Below are 26,413 nucleotides of genomic sequence, written 5' to 3'. Positions count from 1 at the left end.
GTTCAAGTGTGCAGAGGATTAGTTCAAAAGCCTGTTTCTGGAGTGCGAACCAGGCAGGTGAAAGATTGAATATTGGAATGCATAAAATAATTAGTTATTGCCTCCACCACTTCAATCAGCGTTACGCGTTGGCAGGTTCATCAGAGCCACTTGGGGAGCCTGCGGTGGTCGGCACTGCGAATCGCTGCCCGGTTGCAGATACGGCATCAGGATCGGCGCCATGCCCTTGAGCACCTGCACCGGCAGGGCCGAGGTGAATTTGAAGTTTTCCGCCGAGCGTCCCGGAACGAACGCGGTGAGCGTGCCGAAATGGTGGTCGCCGATGTAGAACACGAAGGTCGCCGTGCGGTTGATCGACTTGGAACTCAAAATGCGCCCGCCGGAACCGATGGCCTCGATGCGGTTGTCGCCCGTACCGGTTTTTCCGCCCATGGTCAGCGGTGTGCCATCGTTCAGTTTGAAACTGCCGGAAACACGTTTGGCGGTTCCCGAGTCCACCACTTGCGACAGTGCCTCGCGCATGGCAGTGGCGACTTCCGACGGCATCACCCGTTTGCCGACGTGAGGGTCGTTGACCAGTTTCGTCTCGTAAGGCGTGCCGGCGGCAAAATGCAGGCTGTCGATGCGCAGGGTCGGCATGCGCACACCGTCATTGAGGATGGTGCCGATCAACTCGGCCAGCGCGGCGGGGCGGTCGCCGGAGCTGCCGATGGCGGTGGCCAGCGACGGCACCAGGTGATCGAACGGGTAACCGACCTTCTGCCAGCGCTGATGGATGTCGAGGAAGGCTTCGATCTCCAGCATGGTGCGGATCCGACTGTCCCGGGCGCCCTTGTGCTTGCTCTTGAACAGCCAGCTGTAGACTTCCTGACGTTCGAACTGGCTGGCCTTGACGATCTGGCCCCAGGTCGCGTCCGGGTGGTTGAGCAGGTAGCCGATCAGCCACAGGTCCAGCGGGTGCACCTTGGCAATGAAGCCCTGATCCGGCAAATCGTAGGTGCCGGGGCCGTAGGCCAGATAAAGCCGTTCGAGGCGTTCGTCGGTGAGTTTCTCGGTGATTTTCACGCCCTTCAGATGCGAGCGGACAAAGCTGTTGAAGTCTTCCTGACTGGCGTTGGGTAGCAGGTAGCGATGCACGGCGGCCATGCGGATCGGCGTCGGGCGCATGCTGTCGAGGAAGGTGTCGAGGCGGGCCTGGGTGTCCTTGTTCTTGTACTTCTTCCAGAACTTGAGCAAGAACGAAGTGCCTTCGCGGTCGGCGAACGAAGCGAGGTACTCCTGACGCCGCGGGTCGCGATCATCCTTGAGCAGCTCGGCGCTGTTGTTGGGGCCGGAGTAGGTGGTGTAGCGCACCAGGTCGCGCATCAGGCGAATGAACGGCAGGTTGATCGACTCGCGCAGGGCATCGCGCAGGGTCGGCATGCGGCCGTTGTCTTCCTTGCGAAAGTTGTGGAACACGTGCAGGCCGCCACCGGTGAAAAACGCCTCGCCGGGGCTGGCGGAATATTTGCGGTCGAGGGCTGCGCCGAGCATCTTCGACAGGTCGTGATCCTTGTTCTGGATCAGGTAATCGATCACCCACTGGGTCAGGCGATCCTGATCCGGTACGTCGACTTTCTTCAGTTCCGGCACGCTCATGGCGCCGTATTTGTCGTGCAGTTCGGAGATGATTTGCAGGTAGGTGGTCAGCACCCGCATCTTCGCCGTGGAGCCCAGTTCCAGTTTGCTGCCTTCGTTGATGTCGAACGGCTGGTCGGTGCTGTCGGTCTGCACCCGCACCCGCGAACCGTCCGGTGTCAGCTCGAACAGGGTGAAGCTGTAACGTACTTGTGTGGTACTGGTGGGCGTCAGCAGGCGTTCACCGAGCAGGCCGATTTCGGCGGCGTAGGCCGGGTCGGCGAGTTTCTTCAGGTAGGCGGTGGCCTGGGTTTGCAGCTCGCCTTGCAGGGTGCTGGTGGCCGAGAGGTCGAGGCGGTCGAGGTCGTACAGCGGACGATTGAGCATCGAGGCCAGACGGCTGCGGGCGACGCTGATGCCTTTGTTGGTTTCGATCGGCTGGATCGTCGGCTGGGTCTGCCAGTCGCGATAGGTAACCTTGCTGGCCAGGGCCGCATCGGCCAGTGCGTTGTCGATCACGCCGTTCTGCTTGAGCAGCCGCAGATGGCTGTCGGTGAGGTCGGCCAGTTCTTCCCGGCCCTTGGTCAGGTAATGGGAAGGACGGCGCTGGGCGATCATCAGCGAGAGCATTTCCCGCAGGGCCAGGCCCTTGTCGGCCAGGGTCTGCGGATCGGTCGCGGTACTGGCGAGCTTTTTATTGGCTTCATTGAAATCGGCGCCGTACCAGACGCGTAAACCTTCGGCCATGCCGTGGACTTCACCATGCCCCGGCACTGCCGACAGCGGCACGCTGTTGAGGTAGTCACGAATGATGTTGCGCCGCGCCGGCAAGGTGTCCGGGCCAGCCTGATAGGCGCGCACGCTGGCGGAAATCATCTGGCGGATTTTCTCGGCACCGTTGACGGTCAGCCCATCAGGTGAGTGGCGATACTTTTCCAGTTGCGTGGCCAAGGTGCTGCCGCCGGCCGACTGTCCCGGCAAGTGCAGCAACTTGGCAACCTGCGACCACGCGGCCATGCCGAAGCGCGGCCAGTCCACCGCCGGGTTGGCCAGCGGCTGTTTGGGATCCAGCAGGAAACGGTTTTCGATGAACAGCAGGCTGTTGACCACCACCGGCGGGATCGACTCGAAACTCGAATACAGCTGTTGCGGATAGTTGTACTGATACAGCGGCGCGGCGCGGCAATCGGTGATCGACAGCCCGGCCTGGATTTTTTCGGAGTAGGGCACGAACAGGCCCTTGTCGGTATAGCCGAGCAGCGCTGGCGAGAAGCGCGTCTGTTCGGTGATCACGTAATTGCGCTTGAGCAGTCGTGGCAAAAACTCGTCCAGCGAGCTGTAACCCAGACGCAGATCGAACGGCCCGTTGCCCGGATAACGAATGGCTTCGCTGGGGCCCGGTTGCAGTTCATAGGTCAATTTGGCGGCGTACTGGCTGACCTCGCGGGATTGAAAACGCGAGGTGCGCATTTCCTTCATCGCGGCCAGGCCCACCACAATCGCAATGATCACCAGCAATAGCCAGAAAGCCTTCCACCCATGCCGGTTACGACGGGGTTTCTCAGGGACAGGCGCTTCATCCACACGTTCAGTCGGAACCACTTTTTCACTCGAATCGGTTTGCCACAAAGCGCCCATAGTCGATTGATCCATTCACGCAGATTGATCGGACTTGACTGAAGCTTAGTCGGTGGTTGGCGCGGGTGAAAAAATTGTGAAGCTTCGACCCTGAACAAATCTGCGCAGTGGGCAATCCGGCAGCAACGTGTGTGCAGGTCTCGAAAAAGCGCGGATCAGAGCGGTTGGCGGGTAAATACGACTTGGGTAGGGGCATGACGCTGCACCATTGCTGTGCAATACTCGGCGCCCATTTCGGCAGTGAATAATCCGGTTTTTTCAGGAGTGTTTATCTCGAAAGTTCGATGGTTGGCGAATTTTGTCGCTGAATATCGCGTCTTTTAGAGTGAAATATCCTGCTGGAAGCTTTTTATACTGCCAGCCCCGCTGACCCTCAGGCCCGGACCTGGAGGGCGCGTCCACCCACGAGGTCGATGCGGTGTCGGGAAGCCAGGGCTTATCGGCCGACGCTTCGACACTCGGTGGTCTATCCAATAACAAGACGAGGAAGTCCCCCATGCCAGTCGGCAATCACCCGCCCCATGGCGAGACCGCGAACGGCGGTCCACTCAAACGCGAACTCGGCGAACGGCATATCCGTCTGATGGCGCTCGGCGCCTGTATCGGTGTCGGTCTGTTTCTCGGTTCGGCCAAGGCCATCGAAATGGCCGGCCCGGCGATCATGCTGTCCTACATTATCGGCGGTCTGGCGATCCTGGTGATCATGCGCGCCCTCGGCGAGATGGCGGTGCACAACCCGGTGGCCGGTTCCTTCAGCCGTTACGCGCAGGATTATCTCGGCCCGTTGGCGGGGTTTCTCACCGGCTGGAACTACTGGTTCCTGTGGCTGGTGACCTGCGTCGCGGAAATCACCGCGGTGGCGGTGTACATGGGCATCTGGTTCCCCGATGTACCGCGCTGGATCTGGGCGCTGGCGGCGCTGGTCAGCATGGGTTCGATCAACCTGATCGCGGTGAAGGCTTTCGGTGAATTCGAGTTCTGGTTCGCCCTGATCAAGATTGTCACCATCATTGCTATGGTGCTCGGCGGCATCGGCATCATCGCCTTCGGTTTCGGCAACGACGGTGTGGCGCTGGGGATTTCCAATCTGTGGACTCATGGCGGCTTCATGCCCAACGGTGTGATGGGCGTGTTGATGTCGCTGCAGATGGTGATGTTCGCTTATCTGGGCGTGGAGATGATCGGCCTGACCGCCGGTGAAGCGAAGAACCCGCAGAAGACCATTCCCGGTGCCATCGGCTCGGTGTTCTGGCGGATTCTGCTGTTCTACGTCGGCGCACTGTTCGTGATCCTGTCGATCTACCCGTGGAATGAAATCGGCACTCAGGGCAGCCCGTTCGTGATGACCTTCGAGCGTCTGGGCATCAAGACTGCCGCCGGCATCATCAACTTCGTGGTGATCACCGCCGCGCTGTCGTCGTGCAACGGCGGCATCTTCAGCACCGGGCGCATGCTCTACAGCCTGGCGCAGAACGGCCAGGCGCCTGCCGCTTTCGCCAAGACCTCCAACGGCGTGCCGCGTCGGGCGCTGCTGCTGTCGATCTTCGCCCTGCTGCTGGGCGTACTGCTGAATTATCTGGTGCCGGAAAAAGTCTTCGTCTGGGTGACTTCGATTGCGACCTTTGGCGCGATCTGGACCTGGGTGATGATCCTGCTGGCCCAGCTGAAATTCCGCAAAGGCCTGAGCGCCAGCGAACGCGCCGGCCTGAAGTACAAGATGTGGCTTTTCCCGGTCAGCTCCTATCTGGCGCTGGCGTTCCTGGTGCTGGTGGTGGGCCTGATGGCGTACTTCCCGGATACCCGCGTGGCGCTGTATGTCGGCCCGGCGTTCCTGGTGCTGCTGACCGTTCTGTTCTACGTGTTCAAGCTGCAACCGACCGATGCGTCGCAAGGCGCGGTGCGTTCGGCGTCGTAAATCGCCATTGCTGAAACCTGAAAGCCCCGGTCGATTGGCCGGGGCTTTTTTGTGGCCGGGAGATTGAGGCCGCTTGTCTGAAACCAGCGTAAAAAACGACCTCTGACTTCGTGCCATGTTCCAAGCTTTATCACTGTCGAAATCAGCACAACGGTGAACAGAGGCACTGAAATGAGGATGAGCGATTTTCTCGTACGAGAACTCGGCCGCCGTCAGGTCGTGCTGTTTTTCCTGTTCGCCACGATGCTGTACATCCTGCCGCTGCTCCTCGCCGACTTCCCCTACATCGACGACAACTGGCGCACTCTGGCTGCCGGCAATGTCTGGGCCGGGCAGGGGCGCCTGTTCATGGACTGGCTGTATAAAGCGCTGACGTTCACGGGCGCTGCGCCGAACATCTTTCCCTTGCCGCTGTTGCTCGCCACGCTGGCCATGTCATTGGCCCTGACCCGACTGACCTTTCACTATTTCCCAGAGCCCACGCTTGCCTGTTGTCTGGTGCCGTTGCCGCTCTGGTATAACCCGTTCCTGTTGCAGAACCTGTCCTATCAATACGACGGGGCCGGGATGGCCCTGAGTCTGGTGGCGGTGATTTACGCGATCACGTTTGGCGGCACTTCCCGGATACAGCGATGGCTGGTGCCTTCGGTGTTGCTGGCGCTGGCGATCGGGCTGTATCAGATCAGCCTCAATGTGTTTCTCGGGCTGTGTTGTGTGGAGTTACTGAGGACTGTTCATCGGCGCATGCCCTGGGCAGAGCTCTGGCAACTGGCGGGCTGGAAGCTGGCGCAACTGGTGCTGGGCGTGTCGATCTACGCGATCACGGCCTATCCGTTCACGGATTCCACACGTACCGAACTGCTCGACTTCAGTGCTGACCCACTGTTGCAGATCAGCATCAATTCTGGCCGGGTCATGGAGAAGGTGGCGTTGCTGTTTCACAGTGGCTACACGGCAGTGTTCGTCGTGTTGCTGATGTGTGCTTTATTCGGTGGTGTGCGAATGGGACGGCAAATTCGCCTGCGCCAGGAACCACCCGTAAAGGGCCTGCTCCTGAGTTTTGGCTGCCTGCTGACCTTGCCGCTGATTGTATTGCTGGTGCCGGGGATGACACTGCTGTTTCGCGACTTCAACGAAGGCGCACGCACCTTGATGGGATTCGGCGTGCTGTTGATGTTGCTGTTCTATCTGGCCTGTACCGGATTGACGTCGCTGCACTCGCGGCTGCCCCTGTTGTTGGCGATTCCTCTTCTGGCAACGTTGTCGCTGTCCTTCGCCTACGGGCGGGTGCTGACGATGGAAAAAACCTTCGCCAGCAGCGCTCTCTACAGCCTCAGTCACGACATTTCCTCACATCGCGAACTGCGCGACGCCAAGCGGATTTATATGTCGGTCACTTACTCCGACCGCTGGCTGGCGAGTGCGACGGGTACGTTCAAACAGTTGCCGGTACTGCGCTATCTGCTGAACATCGATTACTTCATGCTCGCGGAAAATCTGCCCTCGGCAGGCATCACCAACGTGGTCGCCGAACGCGAACGGCGCAACGCCACGCGCGTCGGCTATCAGGGTTTTCCCGCGTTGGTGGACAGCCTCTATTACCGCATCTACCTGATCGGCGATTACGGTTTCATCGTCATGAAAGAGCCGCCCCATGGTCGGCTCTTGAGTTGGTGAGTCTTGCCGCTAGGCAGCTGCGATGTCCTGCGGCTCAAAACTGTCCGCCCGCGCCATCTGCCACATCCGCGAATAGAACTCGCCGTTCACTTCCCCGGTGAGCAGTTCCCCCGGTTTCAGGAACACGTGCAGCTGCGAGAACAGTTTGATCTCGGTGGCCGACATGCGCCGTACCAGGTGCTTGGCCGACAGTTGCGACGGATGATCGAGGCCGGCGGCCGCGAGCATTTCCGCCAGCGCCTTCAACGTGTTGCGATGGAAGTTGTAGACCCGCTGGGCCTTGTCCGGCACCACCAGCGCACGCTGGCGCAGGTTGTCCTGGGTGGCGACGCCGGTCGGGCATTTGTTGGTGTGGCAGCTTTGCGACTGGATGCAGCCGATGGCGAACATGAAACCGCGCGCCGAGTTGGCCCAGTCGGCGCCGATGGCCAGCACACTGGCGATGTCGAAGGCGCTGACGATCTTGCCGCTGGCGCCGAGCTTGATCTTGTCCCGCAGATTCAGGCCCACCAGGGTGTTGTGGACGAACAGCAGGCCTTCGCGCATCGGCACGCCGATGTGGTCGGTGAACTCCACGGGTGCGGCGCCGGTGCCGCCTTCCTTGCCGTCGACCACGATGAAGTCCGGGAGGATGCCGGTTTCCAGCATGGCCTTGGCGATGCCCATGAACTCCCACGGATGGCCGAGGCAGAACTTGAAGCCCACCGGTTTGCCGCCGGACAGTTCACGCAGTTGCTGGATGAAATGCATCATCTCGATCGGTGTGGAAAACGCGCTGTGGCGGGACGGCGAGATGCAGTCTTCGCCCATCAGGATGCCGCGGGTGTCGGCGATTTCCTGGGTCACCTTGTGCTTAGGCAGAATCCCGCCGTGGCCGGGTTTGGCACCCTGGCTCATCTTGATTTCGATCATCCGCACCTGCGGGGTCTGCGCCTGGGCGGCGAAACGTTCCGGGTCGAAACGGCCGTCGCTGGTGCGGCAGCCGAAGTAACCGCTGCCCAGCTCCCAGGTCAGGTCGCCGCCGTGTTCGCGGTGATAGGGGCTGATGCTGCCTTCGCCGGTGTCGTGGGCGAAGTTGCCGAGCTTCGCACCCTGGTTCAGCGCGCGGATCGCGTTGGCGCTGAGGGAGCCAAAACTCATGGCCGAGATGTTGAACACCGACGCCGAATACGGCTGGGTGCATTGCGGGCCGCCAACGGTCACGCGAAAACTGTTCGGATCGCTCAGCGGCGCCGGGCGCATCGAGTGGCCGATGAACTCGAAACCGGACTGATACACGTCGATCAGGGTGCCGAACGGTTTGTCGGCGCTTTCATTCTTGGCCCGCGAATACACCAGCGAACGCTGGGCGCGGGAGAAGGGCAGGGCGTCGCTGTCGGATTCCAGCAGGTACTGGCGGATTTCCGGGCGAATCCCCTCGACCAGATAACGGATGTTGCCCAGGATCGGGTAGTTGCGGCGCACCGCGTGGGGGCTCTGCATCAGGTCAAACAGACCGAGCAGGCTCAGCACCCCGGTGACGGCAGTGATCGGCCACAGCCAGTCATGGTCGAGAAAGGGCAGGCTGGCGAGGGTGAAAATCACGCAGACGGCAAAGAAGGCGTAGCGGCTCAGGAGTGACAGGCTCATACGGTTTCCTTGGTTCGGACAGATTTTTTTGCGGCAGTCAGGCGTTCTGCGCCTGCAGGAAGATCGAAAACAGCTCCGACTGGGATTTGATCCCCAGCTTGCTGTACATGTGTTTCTTATGGACTTTCACGGTTTCAACAGAGATTTCCAGCTTACGGGCGATTTCTTTACTGGAGCAACCGCTGAGCATCAAACGCCCGACATCCAGTTCCCGGGCGGTCAGTTGCGCGCCCTTGAGTTGCTGCACCGACGCTTCGAGCTGCACCCGCCAGTCCGGTTGCGCCGGCGACGGGGCGAGGGCGACGATTTCATTGATTTCGTAGGGCAGGCGCTGGCGCAACAGGCCGAGCACCCACGGCTGGATCAGCGACAGCAGGGCAATCTGCTCGCCACTGAAGCGCTGCTTGCTGCCCAGTGACAGGCACAGCGTGCGGTCGCCTTCGAGCTGGCAATTGAACTGGATTTCGTCGGCCACCACATTCAGACGAAAGTATCGCTGGTAATACTCGGTCAGCTCGAAATGCTCCGGCGCGACCTCCGACAGGCGGTACAACCCGGTGCGCGATTGCTCGCGGCAGGCGATGTAGAACGGGTCGAGCATGTACAGACCGCGCAGGTAATCCTGGAACAACTGGTCGGGACTGCCATCTTCCCCCGGACATTCGGCGAACACCTGCGGGTGACGGTCGGCGCTGAACAGCAGCGCCACCCAGCTATCGAACGGCACGTACTGGTCGAGCAGGCGCACCAGTTGCGCCCAGAAATTCGGCTTGTCGAGGGCGTCGATCAACTGCCCGACGGCGCGGTGCCAGGTGATGTCGTCAAACGAAACAGTCATGCCTCTACCCCTATCGGGTTACCCCGGCCGCGTAATTCCCTGGCCGGTCGAATGCCGAGCATACTGGCCCACAGACAGCCGCCGGGCAATCTTTCGGCGCCCGGCGCTCATAACAAGGACTCCCCATGAAAGTCGAACTCGCCCAACTGGCGGGCCGTGACAAAGACACGGCGTACAACCTTGAACGCGCCCTGGCGGCGATTGCTGCGTGCCCCGCCGACACGCAACTGATCGTGTTCCCCGAGACCCACCTGATGGGCTTCCCGACCGTCGACACCGTGGCGCAGATCGCCGAGCCGCTGGATGGGCCGACCGTCAGCGCGGTGCAGGCCGCTGCCCGCGAACGCAACGTCGCCGTGGTGATCGGCATGGCCGAGAACGACAACGGCCGCTTCTACAACACCACGCTGCTGATCACCCCCGAAGGCATCGCCCTGAAATACCGCAAGACCCATCTCTGGGCCTCGGATCGCGGTGTGTTCGAGGCCGGTGACCGTTACGCCACGTGCCTGTGGAACGGCGTGCGGGTCGGTCTGCTGATCTGCTACGACATCGAGTTCCCGGAGTCCGCCCGTGCTCTGGCGCAACTGGGGGCTGAATTGCTGATCGTCACCAACGGCAACATGGACCCGTACGGGCCGACTCACCGCACCGCGATCATGGCACGGGCCCAGGAAAACCAGGCGTTTGCGCTGATGGTCAACCGCGTGGAAGCCGGGGATGACGGGTTGATGTTCGCCGGCGGCAGTGCGCTGGTGGATCCGCTGGGCACGGTGCTGTTCGAGGCCGGGCGTGAGGAAGGGCGGTTCAGCGTTGAACTGGATTTCGGTCAGCTGGCGCTGGCGCGCAAGGATTATCGGTATCTGGATGATCAGCGGTTGAGGTTGCCGGGGGAGGTGGTGGAGCGGGATGGCGGTGTTCGGGAGCTTTTGATTCCTGCCCGTTGACCGCTGCCCTCACCCTAACCCTCTCCCAGAGGGAGAGGGGACTGACCGAGGTGTTCATTCGAAGTACATCGACCTGAGGAATCAAGTCGAACTCAGGTTTTGAAAAGCCCCCGATCTGCTCCCTTTCCCCCTCGCCCCCTTGGGGGAGAGGGTTGGGGTGAGGGGGTAAGGATCTCCAGTCGAACAAAAAAACAAGCAACACCCAAAACACTCGCCGAACTCGGCCTCTGCCATAAATCCAATAAAATCCGGAGTAAGTCGCCCATGGCTCGTTTGCAACGCACCCTTTCGCTGGGGTCGGTGGTGCTGTTCGGCATCGCCTACATGACGCCGATCATTGTCCTCGGCACGTTCGGCATCCTCGCCCAATCCACCGCCGGCATGGTGCCCGCCGCGTATCTGGCGGCGCTGGTGGCGATGTTCTTCACCGCCATGAGTTATGGCCGCATGGCTGCTGCATTTCCGGTGGCCGGCTCGGCCTACAGCTATGTGCGCAAGGCCATCAGCCCGAAACTCGGTTTCATCGCCGGTTGGGCGGTGCTGCTCGATTATCTGTTTCTGCCGATGGCGATCTGGCTGATCGGTGCCGCGTACCTCGCTTCGGCCTTCCCGTCGATCCCGCAGTGGATCTGGGTGCTGGCGTTCATCGGCATCACCAGCGCGATCAACATCATCGGCCTGAAACTGGCCAACGGCATCAACGCCTTGCTAATGCTGGTGCAGTTTCTGGTACTGATCGCCTTCGTCGCCCTGTGCGTGCATTACGTCGGCGGCGATGCCAGCACGCCGCTGTGGTCGATCAAGCCGTTCTTCAACGGCGACATGCAGATGCCGCTGATCATGAGCGGCGCGGCCATCGCCTGCTACTCGTTCCTCGGTTTCGATGCAGTCAGCACCCTCACCGAAGAAACCCGCGATGCACGTCGCACCATCCCTCGGGCAATCATGCTGATTACCTTGATCGGCGGGCTGATCTTCGTCGGCGTGTCGTACTTCGTGCAGGTCGCGCATCCGTCGTTCCAGTTCGACAACGTCGACTCGGCGGCCTACGAGATTGCGCGCAACATCGGCGGCGATCTGTTCGTCTCGATCTTCCTCATCGGCCTGATTGTCGGTCAGTTCGCTTCGGGTCTGTCCGCCCAGGCCAGCGGTTCGCGGCTGCTGTTTGCGATGGGCCGTGACGGCGTGTTGCCGAAGTCATTTTTCGGCACCTTGCACGAGCGCTTCGGTACGCCGGTCAACAGCATCCTGCTCTGCGCCGTGGTGGCATTGCTCGCGCTGAAACTCGACGTGACCACCTCGACCTCGTTCATTAACTTCGGCGCGTTCCTGGCCTTCAGCCTGGTCAACCTGTCAGTGATTTTTCACTACTGGATCGGTGGCGAGAAAAAAGGCCTGCGCGAGCTGCTGCTGTTTCTGGTGTTCCCGTTCATCGGCCTGGTGGCGGACTTGTGGCTGATGGTCAGCCTCGATCACCTGGCGGTGTATCTGGGCCTGAGCTGGCTGGCGATTGGCGTGGTGTATCTGGCGGTGCTGACCGGCGGTTTCCGTCGCCAGCCACCGGAAATGGATTTCCAGGAAGCGACCTGAGCTCAGGCCGCAGGCCGGGTCTGGCGCAATGGCAGTTGCACGCGAAACGTGGTGCCGGCGCCCAACGTGCTGCTGACTGAAATATCCCCGCCGTGTTTCTTCACGATGCCATAGGACAGGGACAGGCCCAGCCCTGTCCCCTGGCCTACGGGTTTGGTGGTGAAAAACGGGTCGAAGATTTTCTGCAGGGTCTCGGGGGCAATGCCCGAGCCGGTGTCGGCCACTTCGATGATCGCCGACTCGCCCTGCACCGCAGTGCGCAGGGTGATGGTGCCGCGCTCGGCACCCATGGCCTGCGCAGCGTTGATCACCAGGTTCATGATGACCTGATTGATCTGCGAGGGCAGGCACTCGATCTCCGGAAGGTCCTGATATTCCTTGACCACATCGGCCTTGTACTTGAGCTCGCTGGCGACGATGTTCAGGGTCGACTCGATGCCCTGCTGCAGGTTCGCCCACTGCCATTGCTGCTGGGTGTCGACCCGGGAAAAGTCCTTGAGGTCCTTGACGATCTGCCCGACCCGGCCGATGCCTTCCTTGGATTCGCGGATCAGCACCGGAATGTCTTCCAGCAAAAAATCCACTTCCAAGTGCTCGCGCATTTGTTGCAACTGCGCAGCCGGCTCGGCAGCCAGGGCCTGCCCCGCTGAGTGGTAGGCGCCGAGCATGGCCAGCAGTTGCTGGAAGTAACCGTCGAGGGTGCCGAGGTTGGAGGAAATGAAGCCGATCGGGTTGTTGATTTCGTGGGCGACCCCGGCGGCCAGTTGCCCCAGCGAAGCGAGTTTTTCCGACTGCACCAACTGGCCTTCCAGTTGCTTGCGTTCGTCGATTTCCCGCTGCAAGGCTTCGCTGGCCTGTTTGAACTGGGCCGTGCGCTGGTCCACCAGATGTTCCAGGTGATGCATCTGCAATGAAGCGCGCTCGGTCATCTGCCATTTGGTCAGCAGGGTGTTGGCCATCTGCTGGACTTCGATGTTGTCGAAGGGCTTTTTCAGGATCAGCAAGCGGTCATGGGCGTGCAGGCGATCCAGCAGTTCATCCCAGGAATAATCGGAATACGCGGTGCAGACCACCACCTGCAATTGCGGATCCTGCAGCCACAACTGCTCGATGGTTTTCGCTCCGTCCCAACCGTCGGGCATGCGCATGTCGACAAAGGCCAGGGCGTAGGGGCATTGCTCCTGCAGAGCCAGGTTGAGTTTGGCCAGGCCTTCCTCGCCGCCATAGGCCGAGTCCAGTTCGAACATCGCCCGCCGGGGCTTGGCGGGGGCGCCGAACAGGGCCGCCTCCATCTCGTCCAGTTCCGCCGACTGCGCCCGGTTCGGGGTGAGGATCTTGCGAAAGTCTTCGTGGATCGACGGCATGTCGTCGATCAGCAGGATGCGGCGGTTCGACAGTTCGCTCATGCGTTCTCCGTTACGGTGACAAGCGGGATCTGCAAGGTGAACAGCGCACCCAGCCCCGGCCCGTCGCTGTGGGCGGTGAGATGGCCGTTCATCTCGATGGCCGCGAGGGCGCAACTGTGCAGGCCAAAGCCGTGGCCATCCTTGCGGGTGGTGAAGCCGTGGGCAAAGATCCGCGTCATGTTTTCCGGGGCGATGCCCTCGCCATCGTCCCGGACGCTGATCTCCAGAAAGCCTTCATCGACGATCTTCACGCCCAGGGTCATGGTCCGCGGGCGGTTGCTGAGGTCGGACATCGCGTACTTGGCGTTGCTGATCAGATTGATCAGGATCAGCAGCAGACGGTGCTTGTCGCCCATCACTTGGGGCACGTCGCCGTAATCCTTGACCACCGTGACGTGATGCCGGGTCAGCGCGCCGGCGTTCATGCGCAGGGCGTCTTCGAGCAGTTCGTTGATGTACAGCGGCTCGGTCAGGCTGTTGGCGCCGGCATAGGATTGCTGGGTGGCGACGATGTCCTTGATGTGATCGACGCTCTTGTTCATCTGCGCCAGTTCCTCGGCCATTTCCTGCTGTTCCTGGGCGATGGCGCCCACCAGTTGGTTGAGGTAGCCCGGCAGCAGCTTGCCTTTGGCGTCCTCGGTCAGAAACGGCCCGAGGTCGTCTGGGTGTTCGTTGATCAGTTGCATCGCCTTGCCCAGCCCCAGGGCTTTGCTGCTGCGCAGTTTTCGCGAGATCAGGTCGGAGGAAATGTTCACGCTGTTGAGCACGTTGCCGACGTTGTGCAACACGTTGGTGGCGATTTCGGCCATGCCGGCCTGTCGCGCGGCATCGAGCAATTCGCTCTGCACGTTCTTCAGTTCGCGGGTGCGCTCGTCGACCCGTTGTTCAAGCACATCGTTGGCCGTTTGCAGGGCCGCATTGACCCGGTTGATTTCGGCAAAACTGCGGATCAGGCGGATGGCCAGCCACAGCAGCGACAACATCAGCAGGACGGAAAACAGCAGCAGGTAGAAATGGTATTTCTGGTCGGTTCGTTCGGCCTGTTGCTGATCCAGGTCGAGCATGTTGGTGATGGTGTCCAGGCGCTCGGCCACGGGAATGACCTCGATCTGATCTAGCAGGCGATTGACGATCGGTTGCTCGCGCAGAATCAGCGCAATGTGATTGCTCAGGATCCGGATCGGGGTCTGAAAATTCGCCGGCAGGCGTTGCGCGTTCACCGCCAGTTTATTCAGACCCACCTCGATGTCGGACGCTTTGTCGTCGGAGGCGACCTGGGCAAATTCGAGTGCACTGAGCAACAGGTCATAGGTGTCGGTGACGATGTTCTGCAATTGAATCTTGTCGAGGTCGGACAGATTGGCCAGTTGCGCCTGAATGTCATCCTCGGCGCTCGGCAGAAATGCCAGGGAGTTGCGCAACAGCGCGTTGTGCGACTTGAACTGCTCCACCAGACGGGTCTTTTCCTGCATGGCGTCCAGGTAGCGTTCGTGGGCATGGTCCCATTGCCTGGATTCGTCGCGTCCATGCCCGGATTCCATGGATTCGAAACGTGCCCACAGGCGATTCATCTCGTTCATCGGCGAGACCAGCGGGTCGTAATTGTGGGTGATCGCCACCCGGGCCTTGAGCACTTCACTTTCCCACTGCGAATCCTGTTGCTTGATCTGACGGATCAGGTCCCGGGATTCGGTGTAGGTGGTGGTCTGCTCGGAACTGGACTTGAGGTACAGAAACACCAGGACCGAGGCCAGCAATACGGCCAGGAGGCTGAGCAACAGCAGGCTGCGCCGCCCCGCGACGGTTGTCATCATGACTGACCCTCCCAGTGTCCGGTCAGGGTCTTGAGAAACTCGATGATCAGCGCCTTGTCTTCCTCGCTCGGCATGCGCCCCAACTGATACTGGAACATCACATCCACCGCCCGTTCCAGGGTGGGCGCCGAGCCGTCGTGGAAGTACGGCGCGGTCAGGGCCACGTTGCGCAGGCTCGGCACCTTGAACACGGCCCGGTCGTTTTCGTCGCCGGTGACGTTGAACCGGCCCTGATCCGCCACCGTCGGGTTGCCGCGATCGGCGATGTAGTCACCGAACACTCCGAACTTCTGGTACATGTTGCCGCCGATGTTTACCCCCTGATGGCAGGCAATGCAGCCGTAGTCCTTGAAGCGCTGATAGCCGTATTTCTCATCGAGGGTCAGGATCTCGGTGTTGCCGAGCAGGTACTGATCGAAGCGAGAGCCGGGTGTCAGCAACGTGCGTTCGTAGCTCGTCAGGGCGTTCTGGATATTGGCTTGCGTCACGGCATCCGGGTAGGCGGCACTGAAAGACTGGCGATAGCCGGAATCGTCGGCAATCCGCTGCACGACAGTGTTCCAGTCGCTGCCCATTTCGTGGGGGCTGGTGATGACGCCGCTGGTCTGCTCTTCCAGCGTTTCCACGCGACCGTCCCAGAACTGGCGGAAATTGAGGCTGGCGTTGAGCACGGTCGGGGTATTGACCGCCACCGGCTGGCCATCGAAGCCCAGGGAAAGGGCCCGGCTGTCAGCGCCGTTCTTGTCCAGTTGATGGCAACTGGCGCAGGACAGGGTGTTGTTGACCGATAACCGTGGATCCTGAAAAAGCCGACGGCCCAGCTCGACGCGTTTCGGATCCTGTTTCGGAATGTCGGGTAGCGGTTTCAGCGGCTCGTCCAGCGGCGCGGCAAAGCTATTGGCCCAGGGCGCGAGAAGCATCAGGAACAAAACACTGCGCGACAGGCCCATCGTCGGCGTGTTCATGCAACGCTCCAGGGACCAGGCAACCCGTCCACCAGCAGGTGGGCGAAGGCGTCCGCCGGCAAGGCTTTGCTGAAGTAGAAACCCTGGCCCTCCTCGCAGTCGTGGGCCCTGAGAAAGGCCAGTTGTTGTGCGGTCTCCACGCCTTCGGCGATGACGTTCAGGTTCAGGCTCTTGCCCAGGCTGATGATCGCGCCGACCAGCGCGGCATCGCTGCTGTCATGGCTCAGGCCGCGAATGAACGACTGATCGATCTTCAGCACATCGATGGGGAACCGCCGCAGGTAACTCAGGCTGGAATAGCCGGTGCCGAAATCATCGATGGCCAGCCTGACGCCCAAGGCCTTGAGCCGGTTCAACGCGCTCATGGTCGCATCGACGTTCTGCATCAGTACGCCTTCGGTTATTTCCAGTTCCAGCAGGGCTGGATCCAGCCCGGTCTCTTTGAGCACCTGTTCGATGCCCTCGACAAACAGGCGCTGACGAAAGTCGATGGCCGAGGTGTTGACCGACATGCGGATTGGCGGCAACCCGGCTTTTTGCCAGTCCCGTGTCTGACGGCACGCCTCGCCCAGCACCCATTTGCTCAGCGGCACGATCAGGCCGCTGTCTTCGGCCACGGGGATGAACTCCGATGGATACACCCAGCCATGTCCCGGTTTCTGCCAGCGTACCAGCGCCTCGGCGCCCACCACCCGGCCGCTGCCCAGATCGATTTTCGGCTGGTAGTGCAGGACGAATTCGTGCCGTTGCAGAGCCAGGCGAATGCCCGACTCGATACCGTGCTGTTCCCGGGCGCGCTGGTTCATGGCCTCGATGAAGAAACCGATTTCGTTCGGGCCGCTTTCCTTGGCATTGCGCATGGCCGTCTCGGCTTTTTTGATCAGGTCGATGGCCTCCAGTCCATCGTCCGGATAAAGGCTGATGCCCACGCTGGCGGTGACACTGACGTCATGACCGACAATTGTCTGAGGCTCACGGATGGCCGCCAGCAGCTTTTCGGCGATGCTGCGGGTCTGTTGCGGGTGATTGATGTCGCTGAGCATCACCACGAATTCGTCGGAGCCGTAGCGAAACACCGAGTCCGATTCGCGCAAACAGGCCAGCAGTTGCTGGCCGACCCGCTTGAGCATCTCGTCGCCCGCCGGATGGCCCAGGGCATTGTTGATGCGCTTGAAGCGATCCAGGCCGAGAAACATCACGACCAGTTGTTTGTCATGGCGCCGGCAAGCGGCCAGTGACTGAGTCAGACGGTCACCGAGCAAGGTGCTGTTGGGCAGGCCCGTGAGGCTGTCGTACTGCAACAGGCGCGAGACCTTGAGCAGCTCATGCACCCGGGCTTCGACGGTCTGCTCAAGGCTGAGCAACTTCAGCGCCGCGTCCTGGGCCAGTTGCCATTTCCAGGTCAGGGCATTGGCCATCTGACGGATTTCCAGGGTGTCGAACGGCTTTTTCAGGATCAGCAACTGATCGCCGAATTCCAGCCGTTCGGCCATGGCTTCCCAGCTGTAGTCGGAGTAGGCGGTGCACAAGGCGATTTGCAGGTTCGGATCGACCTCCCACAGTTTTTCGATGGTCTCCAGGCCGTCCCAACCGGGCGGCATCCGCATGTCGGTGAAGGCGAGGGCATAAGGGCGACCTTCGTCCAGCGCGTGTTGCACCAGTTTCAACGCTTCCTGGCCCTGATAGGCGGAATCGAGCTGAAAGGTCAGGTGCGGCGACTGACGGGTGCCGAACAGCGTTTGTTCGAGACCGCTCAGATCCGCTTCAGCCGCCGTCTCGGGGGCGAGGATCTTGCGGAAATCGGCATGGATCGCCGGCGTATCGTCGACGATCAGAATGCGCCGGTTGGTCTGGGGAAAAGGCGTTTTCATCCTTCATCCTCCCTGGGCAGCGGGGCGGCCGGGCTGGCGTCCTTCAGCAGTCGGGCGGCCTGTTCCGGGCTGACCGCCGCGCTCAGGCAAAAGCCCTGCACGTTTTTCAACGGTGCGCCGGGCACGAGGGCGGCGCCTTGAGCGTCCGGCCGGACGCCCTCGGCGCTGATGTCGATGGCCAGGTCCCGGGCGAAATTGACGATCGCCCGCAGCCGGTTGGCGCCGTCTTCATCCCGGGCCGCATTGTCGATCAGGGACTGGGCGAGTTTGAGGTGATTGACCCGGTAGGTTTTCAGGTAATCGAACGATGAGTATTCGGTGCCGAAATCATCGATGGCGATGGTCACTCCCAGCTCGCGCAGGCGCGGCAACGCATCATTGTGGGTCCATTGGGTCTGGGCCAGGGTGGCTTCGGTGACATCGAAGCGCAGGTCCCATGGCGCCAGCTCCCAGCGCGCCGTGGTGCGCAACACGTCGTAGATGAGTTCGGGGCCGGACTTGAGCTGCGCCAGGGAAATCTTGATCGCCATCACCGGAGGCGCCACCCCGTCGTTTTGCCACCGGTGCATCTGCCAGCAGGCTTGATCCAGAATCCAGCGCCCGAGAGGAATGATTGCGCCGGTCTTTTCCGCCGCCGGAACGAAGGCTGATGCCGGCAGCAGGCCAAGCCTGGGATGTTGCCAGCTGACCTGCGCGGCCATGCCGAGAATCCTGCCGCTGTGCAGGTCCACTTCCGGCATGTAATCGAGCTTCAGTCCTCCCTGGGTGAGGGCTGTCGTCAACTCCTCGGCAAGGACCATGCGCTCGGCCACCTCCCGAGTGATGTCCTCCGAGTGGAAGTGAAACTGATCGCGTCCGGACTCCTTGGCGCGGTACAGCGCCATGTCGGCCTGCCCCAGCAGGCTGTCGGCATCGAAGCTGACGGGCGCATAGCTGCTGATGCCGATGCTGGCCGAAATGCGCACGGCGTTGCCGCCCAGTTGGTAGGGCGCCTGCAGTGTTTCAAGGATTTTGCTGGCCATGGCGGCGGACTGTGTCGGTTCGCTGACGTCCAGTTGCAGGATCGCGAACTCATCGCCGCCCAGACGCGCCACCACGTCGTTCTCCCGGACCACGGCCTTGATCCGTTGTGCCACTTGCTGCAAAAGCAGGTCGCCGACCGGATGACCGAGGGTGTCATTGACCCGTTTGAAGTGATCCAGGTCCAGGTAAAACACCGAGAATGGCGCCGCTCCCCGGCGTGCGGCAGCGAAGGCCTGATGCAGACGCTCGATCAGCGTGGCGCGGTTGGCCAGCCCGGTGAGGCCGTCCGTGCGGGCCAGCAGGGTCACTTTTTGTTCCAGCTGATTCATCTTCAGCGCGGCGTCTTCGGTCATTTGCCATTTGACCGTCAGGGCGCTGGCCATCTGGCGGATTTCGATCGCATCGAAGGGCTTTTTCAGGATCAGCAGGCGATCATTCAGCGGCAACCGCTGATCGATCTCTTCCCAGGAGTAATCGGAATAAGCGGTGCACAGGGCCACTTGCAGCTTGGGATCGACCTGCCAGAGCCGCTCGATGGTTTCCAGGCCGTCCCAGCCCGGCGGCATGCGCATGTCGATGAAGGCCATGGCGTAAGGGCGACCGGCGGCCAGCGCGGCTTCGACCTTGTCCAGCGCTTCGCGCCCCTGGAAGGCCGAGTCCAGTTCGAAATTTTCGTTCTGTGTGGCAGACGCGCCGGACGGGGTGCCGAACAGCAGGCTTTCGGTTTCGCCCAGACTGTTGTCTTCAATCGCGGATGACTTGAGGATTTTCGCGAAATCGTCGTGAATCGATGCCGTATCGTCGACGATCAGCACACGGCGATTGATGGGGCCAGGTGGCGCACTCATGGCGCCCTACCCGCAAGTTCACGCACGATCGTCATCGGGAGCATCCTTTTCCCCTCATCACAGGCCTGCGCGCAGGCTGATGGTGTCGTCCAGCGACTTGAGCATAGTTGCCCTGTGGGTACTTCGCCTTACCCGATGACTTGCGCGGTCCCGGCGCAAAAATCATCTAGCCTGTCACTCAGGCGCGGGCAAGGGAGGAGGTCTGTCGACACGCCTGCCACGTCCATCGTCATTCGCGAGGCCTCGCCATGGAAGAGCAATCCGCCCCGACTCCGGCCCATCGGCCTGCCGTGTTGCTGGTCGATGACGAAGAGTCGATCCTCAACAGCCTGCGCCGCCTGCTGCGGGGCCAGCCCTATGAGGTGTTGCTCGCCAGCAGCGGTGCCCAGGCGCTGGAAATGCTGGCGCAACGTCCGGTCGATCTGGTGATGAGTGACGCGCGGATGCCCAATATGGACGGCGCCACGCTGCTGGCCAGCGTTCGTCAGTTGTACCCGGCGACCACGCGGATCATGTTGACGGGCTATGCCGACCCTTCGGCGATCATCAAGGCCATCAACGAGGGCCAGATCGACCGCTACATCAGCAAACCCTGGAATGACGAGGAAATGCTCCTGATCCTGCGTCAGGCCCTGGAACATCAGCATCTGGCCCGTGAGCGCGAGCGTCTGGAGCGACTGACCCGGGTGCAGAACGATCAGTTGAAGTTGCTCAACAGCACCCTGGAAAAGCATGTCAGCGCCCGTACCGCCGAGCTGCAGCAGACCGCCGACATGCTTGATCTGGCTTACGAGGAGCTCAAGCACAGCTATGTGACCGGCACCGAAGTGTTCTCGCTGCTGGCCAACCTGCGCCTGCCGCCGGCCAAGCAGACCAACCGGCAGATCATCGAACTGGTGCGCGGCTACTGCAAGGTGCATCGGCTGGACGAAGCCGCCAGCCGCGACCTGACCATGGCCGCCGCGCTGTACAACATCGGCAAGCTGAGCTGGACCGACAGCATGATGACCACCCCTTCGGACCTGTTGCACAGCACTGACCGCGACCGCTATCGGGGTTATCCGAAACAGAGCGAGTCGCTGCTGATGACCCTGGACCCGATGAAGGATGCCGCGCGGCTGATCCTGCACCATCAGGAACACTGGGACGGCAGCGGGTTTCCCGATCGGCTCAAGGGTGAGGCCATTCCCTTGGGCTCGCGGCTGTTGAAACTGGCGGTGGATTTCGTCGAGTTGCAGCGCGGGTTGATTCTCGAGCGGCAGATGAACAGCGACGAGGCGTTGCTGTACCTGCGCCAGTACTCCGGCAGGCTTTACGATCCCGAGCTGATCGAGGACTTCATCAAGGTCTGCGCGCTGGTCAGCGATATCACCCTGACCGATCCCAGCGTCAAGGTGCTGGGCACCCGGGAGCTGGCGGCGGGGATGATCCTGGCGCGCAACCTCAATGCCGATAACGGCATGTTGCTGCTCAATGCCGGCAAGGTGCTGAGTGCGCTGCTGGTGGACAAACTGATCAGTTTCGAAGCCATGGAGGGGGCCAAATACAAGGTGTTCGTGAAAGTGCCGGAGGAGGGCGAAGCGGCGCTGCTGGCCGGTTCTTGAGGCCGTACGAGGTGACGCTGGTGCAGCCGGCATGGGATCCTTGCGGTTTTTCTCCAGGCCGGTGGCTGACCCATGACCTCTGTATCCGCTGTTTCCCCCCGCATCATTCGCATTGCCGCCGCGCTGCTGCTCAACCCCGAAGGCCAGACCCTGCTGGTGCGCAAGCGTGACACCACGGCGTTCATGCAACCGGGCGGCAAGATCGAAGCCCATGAACTGCCGGTGCATGCGCTGGCCCGCGAGCTGGAGGAAGAGCTGGGGCTGGTGATCGATCCGGCGCAGGCGAGTTTTCTCGGCCAGTTCTCGGCACCGGCTGCCAACGAGCCAGGATTCGTCGTGCAGGCCGAGATCTTTCAACTGACCATCGACGCCGAAGTCTTCCCGGCGGCCGAGATCGAAGAGGTGATCTGGATCGACCCGGCCACTGACGGCGATGTGGTTCTCGCCCCATTGACACGCGACCTGATCCTGCCGTTTTATCGAGCCTCGCTGACCGCGATCGCCTGATCATTCGTGCAAAGGACTTCGTCATGATCCCGCTTCAAGACCTGCTGATTTTTGCCGCCGCTGCGTTGTTGATGGTACTGACGCCGGGGCCGAACATGATCTACCTGATCTCGCGGTCGATCTGTCAGGGGCGCAAGGCCGGGGTGACCTCTCTGCTCGGCGTGGTGGCCGGGTTCTTCGTGCACATGTTTGCGGCGGCGGCCGGTCTGACGGCGGTGTTTCTCGCGGTGCCGATGGCCTATGAAGTGTTGAAGTGGGCCGGGGCGCTGTACCTGCTGTGGCTGGCCTGGCAAGCGGTGAAGCCCGGTGCCCGTTCGCCGTTCGAAGTGCAGGCATTGCCGGCGGACTCGTCGCGCAAACTCATCACCATGGGCTTTCTCACCAGCGCCCTGAACCCGAAGATCGCGGTGTTCTACCTCTCGGTGTTTCCGCAGTTCATCACGCCGGAACACGGCTCGGTGTTCAGCCAGAGCATCATCCTCGGCCTGACCCAGATCAGCGTCAGTTTCAGCGTCAACCTGTTGATTGCCCTGTCGGCGGCGGGAATCGCCTCGTGGTTCGCCAGCAACCCGTCATGGCTGGCGGCGCAGCGTTATTTCATGGGCTTCGTGCTCGGCGGCCTGGCGGTGCGCCTGATGCTCGAGCAGCGCAGGACCGCGTGAACATGTGGATCGAACGGCTGGATGCCAGTCATGCGCTGGCCTATCGGGAATTGATGCTGGAGGCTTACGACCGGCATCCGCAGGCCTTCACCTCCAGCGTGCGCGAGCGTGCGGTGATGCCGCTGAGCTGGTGGGAGTCGCGCCTGACCAGCAAGCTCGACGCGGTGTTTGGCGCGTTCGAAGCAGGGCGCCTGGCGGGCATCGTCGGCCTGGCATTCGAGCCTCGGGAAAAGGCCCGGCACAAGGCAACGGTATTCGGCATGTATGTGTCGGCTGAATTTCGTCAGCGCGGGCTGGGCCTGAAGTTGATGAAGGCCGTGCTGGAGGAAGCGCAGCAGCATCCGGCGCTGAAAGTCATTCAACTGACCGTCACCGCCGGCAATGACGCGGCGTTCAAGCTGTACCAGCGCTGCGGCTTCATCCAGTTCGGTCTGGAACCGATGGCGGTGCGGGTCGGCGAGGACTACTTCGACAAGATTCACATGTGGTGCGCGCCTTTGGTGCCATTCGCCGGCCTCAACGAACCGCGCTGACCCCATCCAGCGTCGAGAACGACGTGTCCTTGGCCGTCAGCAGGAAATCGCGCATGTACGGCGCATCCAGCATGTCGGCGCGGATCGCCGCGTACAGCGTCGCGAACAGACCTTTCTCCCCCAGCCGCTTGGCCTTAACGTAACCCCGAGAGCTGTACTCATGCAGCGCCCAGTGCGGCATGCCGCACACACCACGACCGCTGGCCACCAGCTGCATCATCATCACCGTCAGTTCCGAGGTGCGTACCTGCGCAGGTTCAATGTCGGCGGGTTCGAGGAAGCGGGTGAAGATATCGAGGCGGTCGCGCTCAACCGGATAAGTGATCAGGGTTTCCGTCAGCAGGTCTTCGGGCACGATGTACGGTTTGCTTGCCAATGCATGCTGGTTGGCGACTGCGAGCATGGCTTCGTAGGTGAACAGCGGCACGTAGGTGATGCCGGCGATTTCCAGTGGGTCGGAGGTCACCACCAGATCCAGATCGCCGCGAGCCAGCGCCGGCAGTGGGGCGAAGGAGAAACCGGAAGCGAGGTCGAGTTCGACTTCCGGCCAGGCATCGCGGAACTGGTCGATGGTCGGCATCAGCCACTGAAAGCAACTGTGGCATTCAATGGCCATGTGCAGACGCCCGGCGGTGCCCCCGGCCAGACGCCCGATGTCACGTTCGGCAGCGCGCAGCAGCGGCAGGGTCGCGTCGGCCAGTTGCAGCAGGCGCAGGCCGGCGCTGGTGAACCGCACCGGTTTGGTCTTGCGCACGAACAACGGCATGCCCATGCGCTCTTCCAGTTCCTTGAACTGGTGGGACAGCGCCGACTGGGTCAGGTGCAGGCGGTCGGCCGCATCCACCAGGCTGTCGGCTTCGCGCAGGGCATGCAGGGTTTTCAGGTGACGGATCTCAAGCACCGCGGGCTCCATGAGGAAAATTTGTGATCAACACGAAAAGGTTGAGTTTGTCTCATGTTGCTTCGACTGTCGACAATGGCGCCATCTTTTACGCAATGGAGAACACTCGACATGGCCGTGGCCCACACCCTTGGTTTCCCGCGCATCGGCGCCGACCGCGAACTGAAAAAAGCCCTCGAAGCCTACTGGAAAGGCGATCTCGATCAGGCGTCCCTGAATCAGGTCGGCCGTGAGCTGCGCGCCAAACACTGGCAACTGCAGAAGGACGCCGGCATCGACCTGCTGCCGGTCGGCGACTTCGCCTGGTACGACCAGGTGCTGACCCACTCGCTGACCTTCGGTGTGATCCCCGAGCGCTTCGCCGGTGTGCGCGACGAGCGTGGCCTGCCGACTCTCGACACCCTGTTTGCCATGGCCCGTGGCGCCACGGCGTCCTGCTGCGGCGGCGAGCACGGCAAGACTCAATACGCACAGGAGCTGACCAAGTGGTTTGACACCAACTACCACTACCTGGTCCCGGAGTTCACCGCGGATCAACAGTTCAAGCTGAGCTGGGAACAGCTGTTCGATGAAGTCGAAGAAGCCAAGGCCCTCGGTCATAACGTCAAACCGGTGATCATCGGCCCGCTGACGTACCTGTGGCTGGGCAAGGCGAAAGGCAACGATTTCGACAAGCTCGACCTGCTGGAGCGACTGCTGCCGGTGTACAACGAAATCCTCGGGCGTCTTGCCGCACAGGGTGTGGAGTGGGTGCAGATCGACGAACCGATCCTCACTCTCGACCTGCCACAGGCCTGGAAAAGCGCCTTCGAACGCGCCTATCACATCCTTCAGTACTCGCCGTTGAAGAAGCTGGTGGCGACCTATTTCAGTGGTCTGCAAGACAACCTCGGCCTCGCCGTGGGCCTGCCGGTGCAAGGCCTGCACATCGACGCGGTGCGTGCGCCGGATCAGCTCGGTCAGGTGCTGGATCGTCTGCCGACTTACAAGATTCTTTCGGTGGGGCTGGTCAACGGCCGCAACGTCTGGCGCTGCGAGCTGGAGCAGGCACTGGCCCAACTGCAACCGGCCCAGGAGCGTTTTGGCGACAACCTGTGGGTCAGCAGTTCCTGCTCGTTGCTGCACAGCCCGGTGGATGTCGAGCGCGAAGACAAGCTCGATCCGGAACTGAAAAGCTGGCTGGCCTTCGCCGTGCAGAAGTGCGCCGAAATCTCTGTGCTGCGTGATGCGCTGAACGATCCTCAAGCGCCAAAGGTGCAAAGCGCACTGGCCGAAAGCCGCGCCATTCAGGAAAGCCGTGCTCGCTCGCCGCGTATCCACAAGGCTGAAGTGCAGGCGCGGATCGAAGCGATCAATGCCAGCGACAGCCAGCGTCATTCGCCGTTCGCCAAGCGCATCGCCGCGCAACAGGCGCGTTTGAAGTTGCCGGCATTCCCGACCACCACCATCGGCTCGTTCCCGCAGACCGGTTCGATCCGTCTGGCCCGTCAGGCCTTCAAGCAGGGCAAGCTGTCGGCCAACGATTACCACGACGCGATGCGCAGCGAAATCCGCCATGCGGTGCAAGTCCAGGAACGTCTGGGCCTGGATGTGCTGGTGCACGGTGAAGCCGAACGCAACGACATGGTCGAGTACTTCGCCGAGCAGCTCGACGGTTACCTGTTCACCCGTTTCGGCTGGGTCCAGAGTTACGGTTCCCGCTGCGTGAAACCGGCTGTGATTTATGGCGACCTGAGCCGTCCGAATGCCATGACCGTGGACTGGATCACTTACGCCCAGGGCCTGACCGACAAGGTCATGAAGGGCATGCTGACCGGCCCGGTGACCATGCTGATGTGGTCGTTCCCGCGCGAAGATGTGTCACGCAAAGTCCAGGCGCAGCAACTGGCGCTGGCCCTGCGGGATGAAGTGGTTGATCTGGAAAACGCCGGGATCAAAATCGTGCAGATCGACGAAGCCGCGTTCCGCGAAGGCCTGCCGCTGCGCCGCGCACAGTGGCAGGAGTATCTGGACTGGGCGGTGGAAGCGTTCCGCCTGACCGCCTCGGGCGTGAAGGATGAAACCCAGATCCACACCCACATGTGCTACAGCGAATTCAATGACGTGATCAAGGCCATCGCCGACATGGACGCCGACGTGATCACCATCGAAACTTCGCGCTCGGACATGGAATTGCTCGATGCCTTCGAAGCGTTCGACTACCCGAACGACATTGGCCCGGGCGTCTACGACATCCACTCGCCACGGGTGCCGGACACAGCGGAAATGGTCAAGCTGATGAGCAAGGCCGTGAAACGGATTCCGGCAGCACGGTTGTGGGTCAATCCCGATTGCGGACTGAAGACCCGTGCCTGGCCGGAGACGGAAGCGGCGTTGGTCAACATGGTGGCGGCAGCGCGACAACTGCGGAGTCAGCTGGCTTGACGCA

Annotated in this window: 18 protein-coding genes; 9 read left to right on the top strand and 9 right to left on the bottom strand. The window is 61.5% G+C overall.

Annotated features, from left to right (window positions below; genetic code table 11):
- Positions 1-111: 111 nt before the first annotated feature.
- Positions 112-3,255 carry a transglycosylase domain-containing protein gene (locus DLD99_RS23145; RefSeq protein ID WP_114885293.1) on the bottom strand — a complete coding sequence of 1,048 codons (3,144 nt, stop codon included), beginning with the start codon at positions 3,253-3,255 and terminating at the stop codon, positions 112-114.
- Positions 3,256-3,751: 496 nt separating this feature from the next.
- On the opposite strand from DLD99_RS23145, the gene DLD99_RS23140 reads away from it, so the two are divergent.
- Together DLD99_RS23140 and DLD99_RS23135 are read left to right on the top strand one after the other, a co-directional pair.
- Complete coding sequence (locus DLD99_RS23140) at positions 3,752-5,170, top strand: amino acid permease (RefSeq protein ID WP_114885292.1); 1,419 nt, start codon at positions 3,752-3,754, stop codon at positions 5,168-5,170.
- Between the two features lie 171 nt (positions 5,171-5,341).
- On the top strand, positions 5,342-6,847 hold the full coding sequence (locus DLD99_RS23135; RefSeq protein WP_114885290.1) for a glucosyltransferase domain-containing protein: 1,506 nt from the start codon (positions 5,342-5,344) through the stop codon (positions 6,845-6,847).
- 9 nt (positions 6,848-6,856) lie between these two features.
- Here the strand turns inward: DLD99_RS23135 and DLD99_RS23130 are convergent, their stop codons facing one another.
- Positions 6,857-8,476: an FMN-binding glutamate synthase family protein gene (locus DLD99_RS23130; protein WP_114885288.1), complete on the bottom strand. Its 1,620-nt coding sequence runs from the start codon at positions 8,474-8,476 to the stop codon at positions 6,857-6,859.
- A 37-nt stretch (positions 8,477-8,513) separates the two neighbouring features.
- Positions 8,514-9,314 (bottom strand): helix-turn-helix transcriptional regulator, encoded by an 801-nt coding sequence (locus DLD99_RS23125; RefSeq protein ID WP_114885286.1) that lies wholly within the window; start codon positions 9,312-9,314, stop codon positions 8,514-8,516.
- Between the two features lie 125 nt (positions 9,315-9,439).
- On the opposite strand from DLD99_RS23125, the gene DLD99_RS23120 reads away from it, so the two are divergent.
- Positions 9,440-10,261 carry a carbon-nitrogen hydrolase family protein gene (locus tag DLD99_RS23120; protein ID WP_114885284.1) on the top strand — a complete coding sequence of 274 codons (822 nt, stop codon included), beginning with the start codon at positions 9,440-9,442 and terminating at the stop codon, positions 10,259-10,261.
- Between the two features lie 264 nt (positions 10,262-10,525).
- A complete protein-coding gene (locus DLD99_RS23115) occupies positions 10,526-11,851 on the top strand; it encodes an APC family permease (RefSeq protein WP_114885282.1) in 1,326 nt (441 codons plus the stop codon).
- Positions 11,852-11,853: 2 nt separating this feature from the next.
- Here DLD99_RS23115 and DLD99_RS23110 read toward each other — a convergent pair whose 3' ends face one another.
- Genes DLD99_RS23110 through DLD99_RS23090 form a run of 5 tightly spaced genes read right to left on the bottom strand, consistent with a single transcriptional unit; the run spans position 11,854 to position 19,778 of the window.
- A complete protein-coding gene (locus tag DLD99_RS23110; protein ID WP_114885280.1) occupies positions 11,854-13,257 on the bottom strand; it encodes an ATP-binding protein in 1,404 nt (467 codons plus the stop codon).
- Positions 13,254-15,068 (bottom strand): DAHL domain-containing protein, encoded by a 1,815-nt coding sequence (locus DLD99_RS23105; protein ID WP_114886782.1) that lies wholly within the window; start codon positions 15,066-15,068, stop codon positions 13,254-13,256. Before DLD99_RS23105 ends, DLD99_RS23110 begins: the two co-directional genes overlap by 4 nt.
- Positions 15,068-16,021: a cytochrome-c peroxidase gene (locus DLD99_RS23100; RefSeq protein WP_114886780.1), complete on the bottom strand. Its 954-nt coding sequence runs from the start codon at positions 16,019-16,021 to the stop codon at positions 15,068-15,070. Before DLD99_RS23100 ends, DLD99_RS23105 begins: the two co-directional genes overlap by 1 nt.
- 11 nt (positions 16,022-16,032) lie before the next feature.
- Positions 16,033-17,907, bottom strand: a complete 1,875-nt coding sequence (locus tag DLD99_RS23095) for a putative bifunctional diguanylate cyclase/phosphodiesterase (protein ID WP_114885278.1) — start codon at positions 17,905-17,907, stop codon at positions 16,033-16,035.
- The gene (locus DLD99_RS23090; RefSeq protein WP_114885276.1) at positions 17,904-19,778 is read right to left on the bottom strand and encodes a putative bifunctional diguanylate cyclase/phosphodiesterase; all 1,875 of its coding nucleotides are present in this window, start codon (positions 19,776-19,778) and stop codon (positions 17,904-17,906) included. The genes DLD99_RS23095 and DLD99_RS23090 overlap by 4 nt, the downstream gene beginning before the upstream one ends.
- Before the next feature lie 248 nt (positions 19,779-20,026).
- Here DLD99_RS23090 and nosR point away from each other — a divergent pair, with 248 nt between their 5' ends.
- The 4 genes from nosR (at position 20,027) to DLD99_RS23070 (ending at position 23,084) form a co-directional block, all read left to right on the top strand.
- Complete coding sequence (gene nosR / locus DLD99_RS23085) at positions 20,027-21,382, top strand: response regulator c-di-GMP phosphodiesterase, NosR family (RefSeq protein ID WP_114885274.1); 1,356 nt, start codon at positions 20,027-20,029, stop codon at positions 21,380-21,382.
- Between the two features lie 72 nt (positions 21,383-21,454).
- Entirely contained in the window at positions 21,455-21,889 is a 435-nt protein-coding gene (locus tag DLD99_RS23080; protein ID WP_114885272.1) for an NUDIX hydrolase, read from the top strand.
- Positions 21,890-21,912: 23 nt separating this feature from the next.
- Entirely contained in the window at positions 21,913-22,551 is a 639-nt protein-coding gene (locus tag DLD99_RS23075; protein ID WP_114885270.1) for a LysE family translocator, read from the top strand.
- A 2-nt stretch (positions 22,552-22,553) separates the two neighbouring features.
- Positions 22,554-23,084, top strand: a complete 531-nt coding sequence (locus tag DLD99_RS23070; protein ID WP_114885268.1) for a GNAT family N-acetyltransferase — start codon at positions 22,554-22,556, stop codon at positions 23,082-23,084.
- Here DLD99_RS23070 and metR read toward each other — a convergent pair.
- On the bottom strand, positions 23,068-23,985 hold the full coding sequence (gene metR / locus DLD99_RS23065; RefSeq protein ID WP_085709456.1) for a transcriptional regulator MetR: 918 nt from the start codon (positions 23,983-23,985) through the stop codon (positions 23,068-23,070). The two genes, DLD99_RS23070 and metR, sit on opposite strands and share 17 nt — an antisense overlap.
- A 111-nt stretch (positions 23,986-24,096) precedes the next feature.
- Here metR and metE point away from each other — a divergent pair, with 111 nt between their 5' ends.
- Complete coding sequence (gene metE / locus DLD99_RS23060; RefSeq protein ID WP_114885267.1) at positions 24,097-26,409, top strand: 5-methyltetrahydropteroyltriglutamate--homocysteine S-methyltransferase; 2,313 nt, start codon at positions 24,097-24,099, stop codon at positions 26,407-26,409.
- Positions 26,410-26,413 lie beyond the last annotated feature (4 nt).

It is taken from the genome of Pseudomonas kribbensis (assembly GCF_003352185.1).
GTDB classification, from domain to species: Bacteria; Pseudomonadota; Gammaproteobacteria; order Pseudomonadales; family Pseudomonadaceae; genus Aquipseudomonas; species Aquipseudomonas kribbensis.
Note: the sequence above shows the minus strand (reverse complement) of the source record. Positions and strands in the feature narration are given on the sequence as shown.